Below are 14,934 nucleotides of genomic sequence, written 5' to 3'. Positions count from 1 at the left end.
CGTCAGACCCCTTACTCGTTGGTCGCGGCGCCGGAGCGCGATCGGGAGATGATCGCGGAGGCGACCATGTTGACCAGCAGCGTGATCGCGAACAGCACGAGTCCGGCGGCCATCAGCGCCGACAGCGCCACCTTGTCCGACTCCCCGTAGCGCAACGCGATCAGCGAGGAGATGGAGTTGCCGCCGGCCTGCAATGGGTGCGAGGTGACCGCGAAGACCGGCGAGATGATCAGCGCGACCGCGATGGTCTCGCCCATCGCCCGGCCGAACCCCAGCATCACCGCGCCGATCATCCCGCCCCGGCCGAACGGCAGCACGACGGTCCGCACCATCCCCCACCGGGTGGAGCCCAGCGCGTAGGCGCCCTCCCGTTCCCCGGTCGGGGCCTGGGAGAACACCTCCCGCGACAGCGAGCAGACGACCGGGATGATCATGAGCGCCACCACGACGCCGGCGATGAACGCCGACTGGGTGTAGGACGTGGCGATCTCGGGGTTGCGCACCTTGAGGAACGGCAGCACGCCGCCCAGATGCGTGGACAGCCACCGCTCGAACCCGATGATCCGCGGCGTGAGGAAGACCAGCCCCCACAGCCCGTAGACGATGCTCGGCACCGCCGCCATCAGGTCGACCAGCGAGATCAGGGTCCGGCGAAGCCCGGAAGGGGCGTACTCGGAGATCCACAGCGCCGCGGACAACGCCACCGGCACCGCGATCAGCAGCGCGATCACCGCGATGATGATGCCGTCCGGCAGGACCGCGCCGACGCCGAACCGCGCCGCCTCGGTCTGCCACCGCTGCTCGGTCAGGAACGACCAGCCCGTGATGCGCAGCGCCTGCGCGCCCCGGATGATCAGGAAAAGGGCGATCAGCCCCATGATGGCGAACACGGACAGCCCGGCCGAGCGGAAGAGCACCCGGAAGATCCGGTCGCCGCGCGACACCCCGGGGATGATCTTGATCGGGGTGTCGCCGCCCGGGGCGGGCGCCGCCGCCGGGCCGGGGCCCGTCGGCGGCGTCGGCCCGAACAGGTCCTCGGCCAGTCCCACGCCGGCGTCGATGGTACTCACCGGCTCACCGCCCGAAGCGCCGCTTGGCCTGCGGCCACAGCGCCCGAAGCTTGGTGCTCACGCCGCCGGAGGACAGGACGAGCGCCGCGGGACCGGCGGCCACCAGGACCAGGCCGATGATCAGCAGGATCGGCAGGATCAGCCGGCCGATCCCGGCGGTGTCAGCGCTCGCTTTTCCGACCGCCGCGGCCGTTGTGGAGCCACTGAGGTTATGGGTGGGACCGCTGCTCCCAGCGGGTCCGGCCGCACCCTTGCTGGAGGAGCCGGACGAGCCGTTCGCCCCGTCACCGCCGTTCGCCCCGCCGTTGCCGCCCAGTGTGCTGGTGCTGTAGGACACCGACGCCGTGCCGTTCTTGGTGACGGTGACCGGGGTGACCACCTCGTTGCCGGAGGTGGTGGGCTTCCCGGTGACCGGACCGGTGGCGGTCACGGTGACGGGTCCGCCGGGCCCCGCGCCGGCCCGGATCTTGGCGATCGCCGCACCGGCCTGGCCCAACTGGGCCGGGGAGTCGCCGACGTAGCCGGGCGCGAGCTGCCCGGGCTGGTTGCCCGGCAACTGGCCGCTGCGGGTGTCGGTGGCGGCGGACAGGAAGTCGGCGATGCTGCCGGCCTTGGCCGAGGAGACCCCGGAGGTCGGGGCCATCGCGTAGTTCGGGACGGTCAGCGGATAGGCGGCGGTGTCACCGGAGTAGCCGCTGTGCGACGAGCCCCAGGGCAGCGACTGGGTGCCGGTCTTGGGGTCAGTGACGTAGTCCAGGGCGGCCGAGGCCATGCTGGGAGCGGTCGGCGCCACATACGCGCCGGCGCCGTTGGCGATCGCCGCGGTCGGCAGGCTGAACGCGGCCGCGCGGCCGGTGTCCATGATCGCCATCACGGTTCGGGAACCGACGGTCTGCGCGGCGCACTTGTCGTTCTGGCCCGACTGCGTGTCGAACTGCCAGCTGATACAACTCGGCGTCGCCTGCAGCATGTGCCGAGCGACATCGTCGAGCCCGGACTGGATCGGGTTCCACTGGAACCCCTGCATCTTCGGCCCGAACCGGTCGATCGACGTGGGACTGGTGCCGAAGGGCAGGCCGCTTTGAAGGTTGTTCGGAGGGCCGCTGCCGTCCTGCGGGACGAAGGTGCTGATCGGGTAGGGATAGACCGAGGACTTGTAGAAGGTGTTGACGTGCATGCCCCACTGGTCGGGAGTGCCGCTCAAGAAAGCCTTGGCGTCGGGGTCGGACGCGATCCACGACGTCAGTTCGGTCACCAGGTCGCTGCTGCCGCCCATGACGATCGGAATGTTGTCGAGCCCGTTGCCCGCCGTCGAGCAGTTCGGCCAGAAGACGCCCCCGGTCGCCGGATTCAGGGCCTGGAACTCGGGGTCACTGAAAATGCACGTCGGATTGCCCGTCACCGACGGGATGTCGCTCTTGGCACCCGCGTAGTGATAGACGTCATAGGACTGCGTCAAGAGCTTGGCGAGCAGCCGCGCGTTGAGCTTCATACCGGTGATGGGCAGACGCGTGCCGGGGTTGTCGATGAAGAACGTGACAGCGATACCGGTGCTGCCCACAGGCACGTAAGTGTATGGATTCTTACTGGTCGCGGCTGGATCCGCGGGCAGAGACGTGAATGCCATATCGGCACCGGACCTGCCCTGCAGGAAGTCGCTGCGCGCCTCCGGCTCGGTGAGATCGCTGCTGTACTGGAGGCTGACGGGGTCGGCCGAGTTCAGGCAGGCACCCACCGTCCACTGCGCCAGGGCGCGGTCGAGCATCGGCTGGCCCTCGGCGGACACGCCGGCCACGTTCGCCGCGCAAGCGCCGGCGACGGGAGCGAACGACATCGGGATGACCACGTGGTTCTTCCACGCACACGTCTCGCCGTCCCCGAACCCGTTGCCGTCGGTCAGCCACAGGCCGGAGCCGGTCGCCATCCGCCCCCCGGTGCGGTCCTGCCCGTGGTCGGCGCAGTTCGGCGGGCCGTCGAGCCCGGTGGCGTCCCCGCCATAGTTCGGTTCGACGACGAGCGAGCACTGATGGGTCGAGTCGCACCCCAGCGTCGGGCTCTGGTTCGCCGTGTAGACCTCGATGTCGGCGCTGCCGGTGCCATCGGCGTGGGTGACGGACGCTATCTCGTTGTTGGGGAAATCAGGGACCTGCAGGCCGGCGGAAGCGCTCGGCTGCTGAAAACCCGCGGCGGCGCTCTGGCCGTAATGGGAGGACCCATAGCAATCAGTGATCTGCGGATTCACCCCGCGGCACTCGTAGACGACGACGGGGTACAGCAGAGTCGTCCAGGACGCGCCGCCGACTGTCACGAAATTGCCGCTGCTGGGGGTGAACCCGGTCCAGGAGACGTGAACGATCTGGTCGACGAGATTCGTCGTCTGGGCGACGCTCACCGTGCCGTTGGCACCGTATGTCTGCGTCGCCGGGATCCACACCGCGGGTCCTTGGACGGTCGTGGACGAGGAGTCCGCGTGGGCGGTGGCGATGGTGTGCGCACCCGGAGGCAGCAGAACCAAGGCCGTCATGAATGCGACCGTCCAGGCCAGGACGGCCGCGCTGTAGGCGCGCAGACCTCTGCGGCGCCGGGCGGCTCCCGCTTCACGGGGCGACATGGACAGACCTCCGAGATCGAAAATCAGGGGACGCATACATTCGCGCGCTCGCGCGCGACGAGAAGCCGACCGCGACGCGGCCAAGGCGGAAACGGTGCCCGGCCATGAAACGACGCCGGGACCGGCCCGGCGTCGAGTTCGTGCGTGGCACCGCTGTGACAGTGATCAGTGCGCCGGGGTGAAGGTGGTGCTCAGGGCGCCGACGGCCTGGTTGGCGGTGAAGAAGGTGGTGCCCAGCGCCTGGTCCAGGTAGGCGGCGCCGTCAGCCGGGATGGCCGCGTCGCCGGTCAGGGTCTCCGGCGTGGCGCCGATGGCGCTGATCACCGTGTCGTCACCGTAGGCGAACAGGTTCACCGGGGTGGTGCCGCCGTCGGGAACCGCGGACACCTCCTGGTTGCGACCGCTGAGCGAGACCTGGTGGAAGCAGACGATCTTGCCGGTCAGGGCGTCCGCGAAGGCGATACCGCCGCCGAGCGTGACACTGCCGTAGTAACGCGGAAGAACAGCGTTGCCGCCGGTGACCGGGAAGGTCGCGGTGGCGCCGGTGGCGCGGTCGTAGCTGCCGGTCGCGGTCGGCAGCGGCACCGCCGCGATGCCGGACTGTAGCGCGGAGGTCAGGAAGGCGTTGGAGGCGGTCAAGGCGACCGAGCCCGACGCCGGGGTGCCGGTCGCGCTGGCCGACGGCAGGGCGATGGCGGTCGCGGCGAGCGCGGCGGCGGCGGCCAGCGTACGCACGGCGGTGCGGTTCATGAGGACTCCTTGGAAGGTCAGGGCTAGAGGGCGGACAGATAGAGAAGGAGCAAGGGCCGGGCCCGTCGGGTCGTCCTTGGACGTCCCGACGGGCCCGGCCGTGTGCAAAGGGGTCACCGTGATCTGACGATCAGCGGTGCTCCGACCGGCTGGACGTCAGTTACCGGCGGTCAGGGTGCCGCAGGCGTTGCCCAGGCTCTGGAAGCCGTAGCTGGTGATCAGGCTGGCGGCGTTGGTGCACAGCCAGCCGTTGTTGGAGGAGCGGTCCAGCAGGGCCTTCAGGCGCGGGCCCTCGGTGGCGTCGGCCCAGTCGGACTGACGGACGACGTGGTAGACCTCGCGGGTGTAGGTCAGGGACAGGTTCGAGTTCCACACCTTGTTCACGGTGTCGATCTGGTTGACGCCGTCGATGGAGCGGTTGGCGTCCAGGACGCCGGGCTCGTCGGTGCCGCTGCCCTTGCCGTCGTAGACCTGGCCCACGTAGTGGGACAGCGAGTAGGGGTAGATGGCGTTGACGTCACCGGCGAACGCCGCGTCGGTGCCCTCGTTCTCCTCCGGCGTGGCGGCGTTCCAGCAGGACTGCGGGGCGGTGACGCCGATCGCGGCCAGGAAGAACGACCGGGTGCCCGAGCTGGCCTGCGGCACGAACACGTCGATGTTCGCGTTCGGGCCGGTGTAGCCGGCGACGTCGCTGATCTGGCTCCAGTTGGTGATGGTGCAGTTGTAGATCGCCGTCAGGTCCGAGCTGGTCAGGTTCGACGGCGCGTTGCCACCGGTGTAGGCGGACCAGCCCACCGCGTCCTGCGCGAACGGGATGAACCAGTCGGCGCTGCTGCCGGAGTTCGGACCCCGCGAGGACCGCGCGATGTCCAGGGTGGTGTTGGTGTTGCCGTTCAGGGTGCTGATCCCCGAGCCCGAGCCGTTGGGCCGGGCGATCGTGCTCGCGCCGGACTTCGGCGTGATGTTGCCGGCCGGAGTGGCGTTCCAGCTGTAGTACTTCGAGGCCGGGCTGGTGGCGTTGTAGGCGGCCGACAGACCGTTGTCGAAGGCCTGGATGGTGTCCGAGCCGGCCGACACGATGTCGGTGGCGGCCGGGGTGGTGCCCGCCGGCGGGTCGGCCAGCGCGGCGCCGTTCGACGCCACGGTGGCGCCGAGGACGGCCGCGGCGACCGCCGAGGTGATCGCGAGCTTGCGGGTGACAGAGCGCATTGCATTTCCTCCTGCAAGGGGGACTGGTCCTTGCGGGAATGAGACTCGCCGACCGGCGCCCGGACGACCAGAGGGCACGGTCCGTGCGGCCCGCGGGCGAATCGGCCTCGGACCGCACAGATGTGCTGCTCCAGGGGTGTGTGAGAGCTCTGAAACAGAGTCCGGCATAACCCGGTGTGCTTCCGGCAGTGGCGCTTCGGTGCCGTCTTCGGAGCCTCGCGTTCACCTGAGACGGCGGGCGATCAGTTGCCGGCGGTGATGGTGCCGCAGGCCTTGCCCAGGCTCTGGAAGCCGTAGCTGGTGATCAGGCTGGCGGCGTTGGTGCACAGCCAGCCGGAGGATCTGCCGCCGCCGGTCCGGCAACGCCCGCCAACGCCAGCACGGCGCCGCCGGTCAACGCCGCGGCGAGCACCAATCTATGCATTACAGCACGCATCAAGTCATCCTCCGATGAATCGGGAAGTGCGTACCGCCACCCTCCTCGCGCAAGACGTTGCGCCACAGTCGTCTCACCGACCGTTCGCCTCGTGTTCGCGCCCGCAGAACGCAAAAAAGCGCAGGCCACATCGCCGCACCGACCCAGGCATCGCAGTGTGCTGCCACGCCGATTGCTTCCGGCAGTAGCGTCCAGGGACCGTCCCGGACGCCCCGCGTTCACCGTAATCGGCGGGCGAAGCCCGATAACGCGCTGACGAAGCCGGATGCTCCGCCTCGGCACTGGTCCGGGCGCAGGTAGCCCCGTGCGCTGCGGGCCACCACCACGCCGCCGTTCGCCGCCACGCCGACCGCGCCGGCCGGGCCGGCGGCGGCCAGGCGGCTCCCGGCCGCGCCGCGGGTGCCGGGTGCGGCACGGCTGCCGGCGGCACGCGCGGCGCCGCCGGTGGGGCGTGCGGCGCCACCGCCCCCGACGCTGCGCGCCGGCAGTGTCGCCGTCCACCACCAATCCGGCCCGTCGCCGTCGCGCGCCAGGCGGATGCTGAGCACGGCGCGGTCGGCGACCAGTTCGCGCCAGGCCGCGGCCAGCGCCTCGTCGGTGCGGTAAGCGCTTGCCGAGCGGGCCAGCGGACGGCCGTTGGCCGCCAGTAAGACCCAGGTCAGCTCGCCGTCCCCGGCCGTGCGGACCATCAGGCTGGCCGGCATCTCAGGCGTCTGCGGCCAGCAGCGCCAGGAACTTGGCCACCGCTATCTGGCACGTCGCGTACCGTTCGTAGGAGCGGACCGACCTGGCCAGCGCCGTTCCGCTCGGCGACTGGAGCACCCAGGTCCAGCCGGCTCCGTCCTTCACATGGCTGATGCGCGCCGACAGGGTCGGCGCGTCCCGTCTTAAGCGTGAGTACGCCCGGCGGGCTTCGTCGATCCCCGAGTAGGCCGCGGCCGAGACGGCCACGATGCGGCCGTTGCTCGCCTTGGCCCGCCACCGGTATCGCCCGTTGTCGGCCCGGTCCACCAGCACGCGTCCGCTCTCGTCCCGCACAGTGTCCACGGCATTCCGCCCAACACTCGAGCTCCAGTTTGAAGCTGTCTCGAGCGATCAATCTAGGCGCGTGGGACAGACAGCGAGTCGGGAAACGTCCGACCAGGGACATATGTTCGCCAACCCGTTGCGCCTTAGTCGCCTACGAGGCGTGATCACCTGTCAGAGCACTGATTTTCGGGTGAGGGGCGCGGCGGCCCGGCACCCCTGTCAACCGGTTCAGCAAACCCGGCGCCACCGGCTGTTCCTCCGCGCTCCACCGGGGGCGTCGTGGACACCGAGCGGGGTCGGGCGGGCGCGGTCCGCGACCGGTCTGGGGGTACCGGTCGGGAGCTGCCAGATCGGCGGGCGGGCCCGGTTCTCACGCCTTTCGGTTCCGCTTAACATCGACATCTAGTCTGGGTTGCTTCCACGGACCGCCCCCCTTAGATCGGAGACACAAGTGCGGATCACGGTGATCGGCACCGGGTACCTCGGTGTCACCCACGCCGCCTGCATGGCCGAACTCGGATTCGAGGTCATGGGCCTGGATGTGGACGTGGAGAAGGTCGCCGCGCTGGCCGACGGCCGCGTCCCCTTCTACGAGCCCGGGCTGCAAGAGCTGATGCGCGAGCAGATCGCGGCCGGCCGGCTGTCCTTCACCACCGACTACGCCGAACTGGCCGCGTGGGCCGGCGACGGCGCGGTGCACTTCGTCTCGGTGGGCACGCCGCAGAAGAAGGGCGAGTACGCCGCCGACATGACCTATGTCGACGCCGCCTTCGAGAGCATCGCCCGGGCCATCGCGCACCAGGGCCGCTCGCTGGTGGTCGGCAAGTCGACGGTCCCGGTCGGCACCGCCGCCCGGATCGCCGACCGGTTGGCGGAGCTGGCGCCGAACGCCGAGGTGGCGTGGAACCCCGAGTTCCTGCGCGAGGGCTACGCGGTGCAGGACACGCTGCACCCGGACCGGCTGGTGATCGGCGTGCGGTCCGAGCAGGCCGAGGCGGATCTGCGCCATTTGTACGCCCGGCTGCTGGCGGAGAAGGTGCCGCTGGTCGTCACCGACTTCCCGACCGCCGAGCTGGTCAAGGTGTCCGCGAACTCCTTCCTCGCGGTCAAGATCTCCTTCATCAACGCCATGGCCGAGGTGTGCGAGGCGGCCGGCGCCGACGTCATGCAGCTGTCCCAGGCGCTGTCCTACGACCCGCGGATCGGTGGCCGCTTCCTGGTGCCCGGACTCGGCTTCGGCGGCGGCTGCCTGCCCAAGGACATCCGGGCGTTCATGGCCCGGGCCGGGGAGCTGGGCGTGGACCAGGCGCTGGCCTTCCTGAAGGAGGTCGACGCCATCAACATGCGGCGCCGGGCCCGGACCGTGGACCTGGCCCGGGAGCAGTGTGACGGCTCGCTGCTCGGCAAGCGGGTCGCGGTGTGGGGCGCGGCGTTCAAGCCGGAGTCCGACGACATCCGCGACTCCCCCGCGCTGAACGTCGCGGCGTCGATACACCTGCAGGGCGCGCAGGTCACGGTCTACGACCCGAAGGCCACCGACAACGCCCGCAAGATGTTCCCGACCCTGTCCTACGCCGACTCGGCGCTGGAGGCCGCGGACCAGGCGGACGTGATCCTGCACCTGACAGAGTGGAAGGAATTCCGCGAGCTGGACCCGGCGGCGGTCGGCGGCCTGGTGCGGAGCACCCGCATCATCGACGGCCGCAACGCGCTGGACGCGGCGGCCTGGCGGGCCGCGGGCTGGACCTACCGGGCCCTCGGACGGCCCTGACCAGCCGGGGAATCTCTGCTAGCCGAACACGGGCGGGCGCCGCCAGGCGACCCGCCCATCTTTACAGCTCTTTCACCGTCATCCCGCCAGACAAGACATCCGGGCATTCCCACTACCGCTCGGGGAAACTTACCCGCCGTAACATTGGAGTACGGGCAACGACACTTCTCACTACAGGGCGGGTTTCCCATGACCAAGCAGGTTGAGAAGGTAGACCGGGTCATCATCCGTTTCGCCGGGGACTCCGGCGACGGCATGCAGCTCACCGGTGACCGGTTCACCTCCGAGACCGCGGCGTTCGGCAACGACCTGTCGACGCTGCCCGACTTCCCCGCGGAGATCCGCGCCCCCGCCGGGACCCTGCCCGGCGTGTCGGCGTTCCAGCTGCACTTCGCCGACCACGACATCCTCACCCCCGGCGACGCGCCGGACGTGCTGGTGGCGATGAACCCGGCGGCGCTGAAAGCGAACCTCAAGGACGTCCCGCGCGGCGGCACGGTCATCGTCAACACCGACGAGTTCACGCCGCGGGCCCTGACCAAGGTCGGCTATGCCGCCGACCCGCTGGAAGACGGTTCGCTGGACGGCTACAAGGTGCACAGGGTCGCGCTGACCACGCAGACGGTGAAGGTGCTGGAGGGTTTCGACATCTCCCGCAAGGACGCCGAGCGCGCGAAGAACATGTACTCGCTCGGCCTGCTGTCCTGGCTCTACCACCGGCCGACCGAGGCCACGGTGACTTTCCTGGAGAAGAAGTTCGCCAAGAAACCGACGATAGCGGCCGCGAACGTGGCGGCCTTCCGGGCCGGGTGGAACTACGGGGAGACCACCGAGGACTTCGTCGTCTCCTACGAGATCGCGCCGGCCCCGATGCCCCAGGGCACGTACCGGAACATCCACGGCAACCTCGCACTGGCGTACGGCCTGATCGCCGCCGGCCACCAGAGCGGCCTGCCGCTGTTCCTCGGCGCGTACCCGATCACCCCGGCCTCGGACATCCTGCACGAGCTGAGCAAGCACAAGAACCACGGCGTGCGGACCTTCCAGGCCGAGGACGAGATCGCCGGCATCGGCGCGGCCCTGGGCGCCAGCTTCGGCGGCGCGCTCGGGGTGACCACCACCTCCGGCCCCGGCATCGCGCTCAAGGGCGAGACCATCGGCCTGGCCGTGAGCCTGGAGCTGCCGCTGGTGATCTGCGACATCCAGCGCGGCGGTCCGAGCACCGGGCTGCCGACCAAGACCGAGCAGTCCGACCTGTTGCTGGCCATGTTCGGGCGCAACGGCGAGGCGCCGGTGCCGATCGTGGCCCCGCGTTCCCCCGCCGACTGCTTCGACGCCGCCCTGGAGGCGGTCCGGATCGCCGTCACCTACCGCACCCCGGTGTTCCTGCTCTCCGACGGCTACCTGGCCAACGGCTCCGAGCCCTGGCACATCCCGGACGTCGCCGACCTGCCGGAGATCGCCCCGAACTTCGCTGCCGGCCCGAACAAGGTGCACGAGGACGGCAGCGAGGAGTTCTGGCCGTTCCTGCGCGACCCGGAGACGCTGGCCCGGCCCTGGGCCATCCCCGGCACCGCCGGCCTGGAGCACCGGATCGGCGGCATCGAGAAGCAGGACGGCACCGGCAACATCTCCTACGACCCGGCGAACCACGACCTGATGGTCCGCACCCGCGCGGCCAAGGTCGCCGGGATCGCCATCCCCGACCTGGAGGTCGACGACCCCTCGGGCGAGGCGAAGATCCTGGTCCTGGGCTGGGGCTCGACCTACGGCCCGATCCAGGCCGCGTGCCGCCAGGTCCGCCGGGGCGGGCAACAGGTCGCGCACGCCCACTTGCGGCACTTGAACCCCTTCCCGGCCAATCTCGGGCGCATACTGAAGGAGTACGACAGAGTGCTCATCCCCGAGATGAACCTCGGGCAGCTCTCCATGCTCATCCGCGCCCGCTACCTCGTGGACGCGGTCGGCTACAACCAGGTGCGCGGTCTGCCGTTCAAGGCGGCCGAGCTGGCCGAAGTGATCAAGAACCTGATCGAGTCGGACGCGGTTGCCAAGGTGGGGGTCTGAACAACATGCCTGAACTGCTCAAGCTGACGACCAAGGACTTCAAGACCGACCAGGAAGTGCGCTGGTGCCCCGGCTGCGGGGACTACGCGATCCTGGCGGCGGTCCAGGGCTTCATGCCGTCCCTGGGCATCGCCCGCGAGGACATCGTGTTCGTCTCCGGGATCGGCTGCTCCTCCCGCTTCCCGTACTACATGAACACCTACGGGCTGCACTCCATCCACGGCCGCGCCCCGGCGATCGCCACCGGTCTGGCCGCCTCCCGGCCGGACCTGTCGGTCTGGGTGGTCACCGGCGACGGCGACGCCCTGTCGATCGGCGGCAACCACCTGATCCACGCCCTGCGCCGGAACGTCAACCTGAAGATCCTGCTGTTCAACAACCGGATCTACGGACTGACCAAGGGCCAGTACTCGCCGACCTCCGAACTGGGCAAGATCACCAAGAGCACCCCGTACGGATCGCTGGACGCCCCGTTCAACCCGGTTTCGCTGGCCCTGGGCGCCGAGGCGACGTTCGTGGCCCGGACCATCGACTCCGACCGCAAGCACCTGACCTCGGTGCTCCAGGCCGCCGCCGAGCACCAGGGCACGGCGCTGATCGAGATCTACCAGAACTGCAACATCTTCAACGACGGCGCCTTCGAGAACCTGAAGGACAACAGCGTCCGGGACCGGCACCTGATCCGGCTGGAGCACGGCCAGCCGATCGCCTTCGGCGCCGAGGACGAGCGGTACGGGATCGTGCGGATGCCCGACGCCACCTTGAAGGTGGTGCCGCTGGAGCAGGCCGGGGACTCGGTGCTGATCCACGACGCCCACGCCCCGGAGCCGGACCTGGCCTTCGCCCTGTCCCGGCTGCCCGACCCGGCCACGCTCTCCCCGACCCCGATCGGCGTCTTCCGGGACGTCACCCGGCCGACCTACGACCAGCTGATGGCCGACCAGTTGGACGACGCGGCCCGCAAGCTCGGCTCGGGCAAGCTGGCCGAACTGCTCACCGGGTCCGACACGTGGACGATCTCGTGAGAGGTCGGACACTCCCCCGTTCGGCCCCGCCCGGGCGATGAGTTCGACGGCCATGCGACAGTCCTGGTCGCAAACGTACCGCTCATGATCGAGGACGCCCCTCCCGCTCGCGGGCAGGGGCGTTCTCGCACGTGCAAACGAAATGCAAACGCCCTCAGGTTGGATGATCTGATCTCCAGGGTGATAGGACAGACCTTCGGCATGGGCATAGGGACCATGTTGGACCTTTGGATCCCGCCGAAACGAGGCAGCAAGCGATGAGCAGTACCAGCACGGCCGGGCGGAAGCCGGCCGGCGCGGGGGCGAAGTCGGTACCGGTCGCCGCGCCCGGGGCTCTGGCCCCGGACGTCAACCTCCCCGAAAGCCTGAGCTACCGGGTCAAGAAGCGGCTGCTCGGCCAGCCGCTGGTGAACGACCAGCTGCACGGCGAGAAGCTGTCGAACCCGGTCGCGCTCGGCGTCCTGGCGCCGGACTGCGTGTCCTCCTCGGCGTACGGCACCGAGCAGATGCTGACCCAGCTCGTGCCGTACTTCGGCACCGTGGGCTTCATGCTGGTCATGCCGGTCACCGGGGTGATCCTGGGCCTGCTGCTCCTGCTGACCCTGTGCTACCGGGACGTCGTCCGGCACTACACCAAGGCCGGCGGCGCGTACGTGGTGGCGCGCGAGAACTTCGGGCAGAAGGTCGCCCAGATCGCCGCGGTCGCCCTGCTCATCGACTACATCGTGACGGTGGCGGTGCAGATCGCCGCCGGGACGGACGCGATCGCGTCCTGGATGACCTTCACCTTCCAGGTCAACATCGACACCTGGAAGATCTACATCTCGGTCTTCGTGATCATCCTGCTGTGCTTCGGCAACCTGCGCGGCATCCGCGAGGCCGGGCGCTCGTTCGCGGTCCCGGCCTACTTCTACATCCTGATGGCCGGCACGACGGTGCTGCTGGGCCTGATCAAGCTGGCCACCACCGGCCTGCCGCAGGCGGTCAGCCTGCACGACCAGGCCGGCGGCGCGCTGCGGCTCGGCGGCTACACCGGGACCCTGTTCCAGTTCACCGCGATCCTGTGGATCCTGAAGGGCTTCGCCAACGGCGGCTCCTCGCTGACCGGCCTGGAGGCCATCTCCAACGGCGTGTCGGTGTTCAAGAAGCCGGCCGGCAAGAACGCCGCCAAGACGATGATCTTCATGTCCTCGGCGCTGGGCTCGCTGGTGCTGGGCATCTCGATCCTGGCCTGGCAGCTGAAGACCAACCCCTACGGCAGCGGCAACCCGACCGTGCTGGCCCAGATCACCAAGATCACCTGGGGCGGCCACGGCTTCGGCACGGTGATGCTGACCCTGGTACAGCTGTCCACCGCGCTGATCCTCTATACCGGCGGCAACACCTCGTTCAACGGGTTCCCGTTCCTGACCTCGTTCGTCGCCGAGGACAACTTCCTGCCCCGGCAGTTCCTGGTCCGCGGGCACCGGTTGTCGTTCTCCAACGGCATCATCGTGCTCACGATCTTGTCGCTGGCGCTGCTCATCGGCACCGGCGGCGACCTGACATCGCTGGTCGCCCTGTACGCGATCGGTGTGTTCACCGGCTTCGTGATGGCCTCGGCGGGTCTGTTCAAGTACCACTGGGCGCGCAACGAGCCGTACCGCTGGTGGAAGCTGTTCGTGGCCGGGTCGGCCTGTGTGATGTCGTTCGCGGTCGTGGTGATCTTCGCGACGGTGAAGTTCACCGAGGGCGCCTGGATGGTCGTCATCGTCTTCCCGCCGGCGGTGTTCGGCCTGATCCAGCTGAACAAGCGCTACCGCCGCGAGGCCGAGGCGCTGGCCAAGGCGCCGGCCTCGGCGGACCTGCCGATGCGGACCCAGACCTCGATCCTGGTCCTGGTGGACTCGGTCGACCTCGCGGTGATCAAGACCCTGCGCTACGCCCGCTCGCTGCGGCCGACCGAGGTCCGCGCGGTGCACCTGATGGTCGACAACCTGTACGCCGAGCAGCTGCGCGGCCAATGGGACGCCTCGCAGGCCGCGGACATCCCGCTGGAGGTCATCGAGGTGCCGGACCGGCGCATCCGCCGCGCGGCGATGGAGCTGGCGGCCCGCGAGACCTCGGACGGCTACGAGGTGACGGTGCTGCTGCCCCGGCGCACGTACTCCCCGGTGGTCGGCCGCCTGCTGCACGACCGCACCGCCGACCGCCTGGCCGAGGTGCTCTCGACGCTGCCGCACGTGGTGGCCACGATCGTGCCGTTCGACGTGGTCGAGGCGATCGAGGAGCTGGAACTGGCGGAGAAGGGCCGCAAGTCCAAGGTCCGCGAGAGCGAGGCCGGCAGCGGCGCGGGCAAGCCCCGCTCCACCAAGAAGATGCTGCTCGACGCCGAGTGCGCCTCCGTCCCGGACCCCGGCCACGGCGTCCCGGTCTCGGTCAGCCCGATCTCCACGGTCCAGTGGCGCCAGCGCGCCGCGGTCCAGGGCCGGGTCCGTTCGGTCGCCGTGTCCCCGGTGAAGGGCTCCCCCGCCCTGGAAGCCGAGCTCTACGACTCCTCCGGCGGCATCACCCTGGTCTTCTATGGCCGCCGCTCCATCCCCGGCATCGAGCCCGGCGCCCTGATGCGGGTCGAGGGCATGATCGGCGAGATGGAAGGGCACCTGGCGATGGCGAACCCGACCTACAAGCTGCTGCCCCGCGAGCACGGCGACGACGAGTAGCGGTAGCTGAACACCGCGGTGAGGCGCCTTCGGACCGAAAGGTCCGGGGGCGCTTTGCTTCGGCCGCCTGACCTGGTGCGAGCACCGCCCGGCAGGCACTGGCACCCGTAACGGTCCAACCACCGAATCACCTGTGACAGGAGCAGGTCGCCGCCCTATTCTGTGCCTCATGGGAGAAGGTGGGAGCGCCGCCGAGCGGCGGCTCGGGGTGGGGTTCGGGATCGCGGCGTACGGGGCCTGGGGGTTGTTCCCGCTGTACTGGCC

10 protein-coding genes are annotated in these 14,934 nt (G+C 69.6%); 4 read left to right on the top strand and 6 right to left on the bottom strand.

Annotation, left to right across the window (positions count from 1 at the left end):
• Positions 1-11: 11 nt before the first annotated feature.
• From pstC to IZR01_RS17405, 6 genes are all read right to left on the bottom strand, one after another.
• A complete protein-coding gene (pstC, locus tag IZR01_RS17430; RefSeq protein ID WP_323746197.1) occupies positions 12-1,070 on the bottom strand; it encodes a phosphate ABC transporter permease subunit PstC in 1,059 nt (352 codons plus the stop codon).
• A gap of 4 nt (positions 1,071-1,074) precedes the next feature.
• A complete protein-coding gene (locus IZR01_RS17425; protein WP_194924429.1) occupies positions 1,075-3,681 on the bottom strand; it encodes a hypothetical protein in 2,607 nt (868 codons plus the stop codon).
• A gap of 165 nt (positions 3,682-3,846) precedes the next feature.
• Positions 3,847-4,431, bottom strand: a complete 585-nt coding sequence (locus tag IZR01_RS17420; RefSeq protein WP_194924428.1) for a hypothetical protein — start codon at positions 4,429-4,431, stop codon at positions 3,847-3,849.
• A 156-nt stretch (positions 4,432-4,587) separates the two neighbouring features.
• Positions 4,588-5,640, bottom strand: a complete 1,053-nt coding sequence (locus tag IZR01_RS17415; RefSeq protein ID WP_194892826.1) for a PstS family phosphate ABC transporter substrate-binding protein — start codon at positions 5,638-5,640, stop codon at positions 4,588-4,590.
• Positions 5,641-6,294: 654 nt separating this feature from the next.
• Positions 6,295-6,780 (bottom strand): hypothetical protein, encoded by a 486-nt coding sequence (locus tag IZR01_RS17410; RefSeq protein ID WP_194924427.1) that lies wholly within the window; start codon positions 6,778-6,780, stop codon positions 6,295-6,297.
• 1 nt (position 6,781) lies between these two features.
• A complete protein-coding gene (locus IZR01_RS17405) occupies positions 6,782-7,123 on the bottom strand; it encodes a YegP family protein (RefSeq protein ID WP_194892824.1) in 342 nt (113 codons plus the stop codon).
• 433 nt (positions 7,124-7,556) lie between these two features.
• Between IZR01_RS17405 and IZR01_RS17400 the strand changes: the two genes are divergently transcribed.
• The 4 genes from IZR01_RS17400 to IZR01_RS17385 all read left to right on the top strand — a co-directional run bounded on the left by IZR01_RS17400 (position 7,557) and on the right by IZR01_RS17385 (position 14,670).
• Positions 7,557-8,876 carry a UDP-glucose dehydrogenase family protein gene (locus IZR01_RS17400; protein WP_194892823.1) on the top strand — a complete coding sequence of 440 codons (1,320 nt, stop codon included), beginning with the start codon at positions 7,557-7,559 and terminating at the stop codon, positions 8,874-8,876.
• Between the two features lie 189 nt (positions 8,877-9,065).
• The gene (locus IZR01_RS17395) at positions 9,066-10,943 is read left to right on the top strand and encodes a 2-oxoacid:acceptor oxidoreductase subunit alpha (RefSeq protein WP_194892822.1); all 1,878 of its coding nucleotides are present in this window, start codon (positions 9,066-9,068) and stop codon (positions 10,941-10,943) included.
• Between the two features lie 5 nt (positions 10,944-10,948).
• A complete protein-coding gene (locus IZR01_RS17390; RefSeq protein ID WP_194924426.1) occupies positions 10,949-11,968 on the top strand; it encodes a 2-oxoacid:ferredoxin oxidoreductase subunit beta in 1,020 nt (339 codons plus the stop codon).
• 257 nt (positions 11,969-12,225) lie between these two features.
• Positions 12,226-14,670 (top strand): amino acid permease, encoded by a 2,445-nt coding sequence (locus IZR01_RS17385; protein ID WP_194892820.1) that lies wholly within the window; start codon positions 12,226-12,228, stop codon positions 14,668-14,670.
• Positions 14,671-14,934 lie beyond the last annotated feature (264 nt).

Source organism: Catenulispora pinisilvae (genome assembly GCF_015356865.1).
Lineage (GTDB): Bacteria > Actinomycetota > Actinomycetes > Streptomycetales > Catenulisporaceae > Catenulispora > Catenulispora pinisilvae.
This window is presented reverse-complemented; position numbering and strand designations above follow the sequence as displayed.

Bases quoted from the DNA above. Each gene is read 5' to 3' on its own strand.
- IZR01_RS17410 (WP_194924427.1), bottom strand. From the start codon at position 6,780: ATGCCGGCCAGCCTGATGGTCCGCACGGCCGGGGACGGCGAGCTGACC.
- IZR01_RS17390 (WP_194924426.1), top strand. From the start codon at position 10,949: ATGCCTGAACTGCTCAAGCTGACGACCAAGGACTTCAAGACCGACCAG.
- IZR01_RS17420 (WP_194924428.1), bottom strand. From the start codon at position 4,431: ATGAACCGCACCGCCGTGCGTACGCTGGCCGCCGCCGCCGCGCTCGCC.
- IZR01_RS17415 (WP_194892826.1), bottom strand. From the start codon at position 5,640: ATGCGCTCTGTCACCCGCAAGCTCGCGATCACCTCGGCGGTCGCCGCG.
- IZR01_RS17395 (WP_194892822.1), top strand. From the start codon at position 9,066: ATGACCAAGCAGGTTGAGAAGGTAGACCGGGTCATCATCCGTTTCGCC.
- IZR01_RS17385 (WP_194892820.1), top strand. From the start codon at position 12,226: ATGAGCAGTACCAGCACGGCCGGGCGGAAGCCGGCCGGCGCGGGGGCG.
- IZR01_RS17425 (WP_194924429.1), bottom strand. From the start codon at position 3,681: ATGTCGCCCCGTGAAGCGGGAGCCGCCCGGCGCCGCAGAGGTCTGCGC.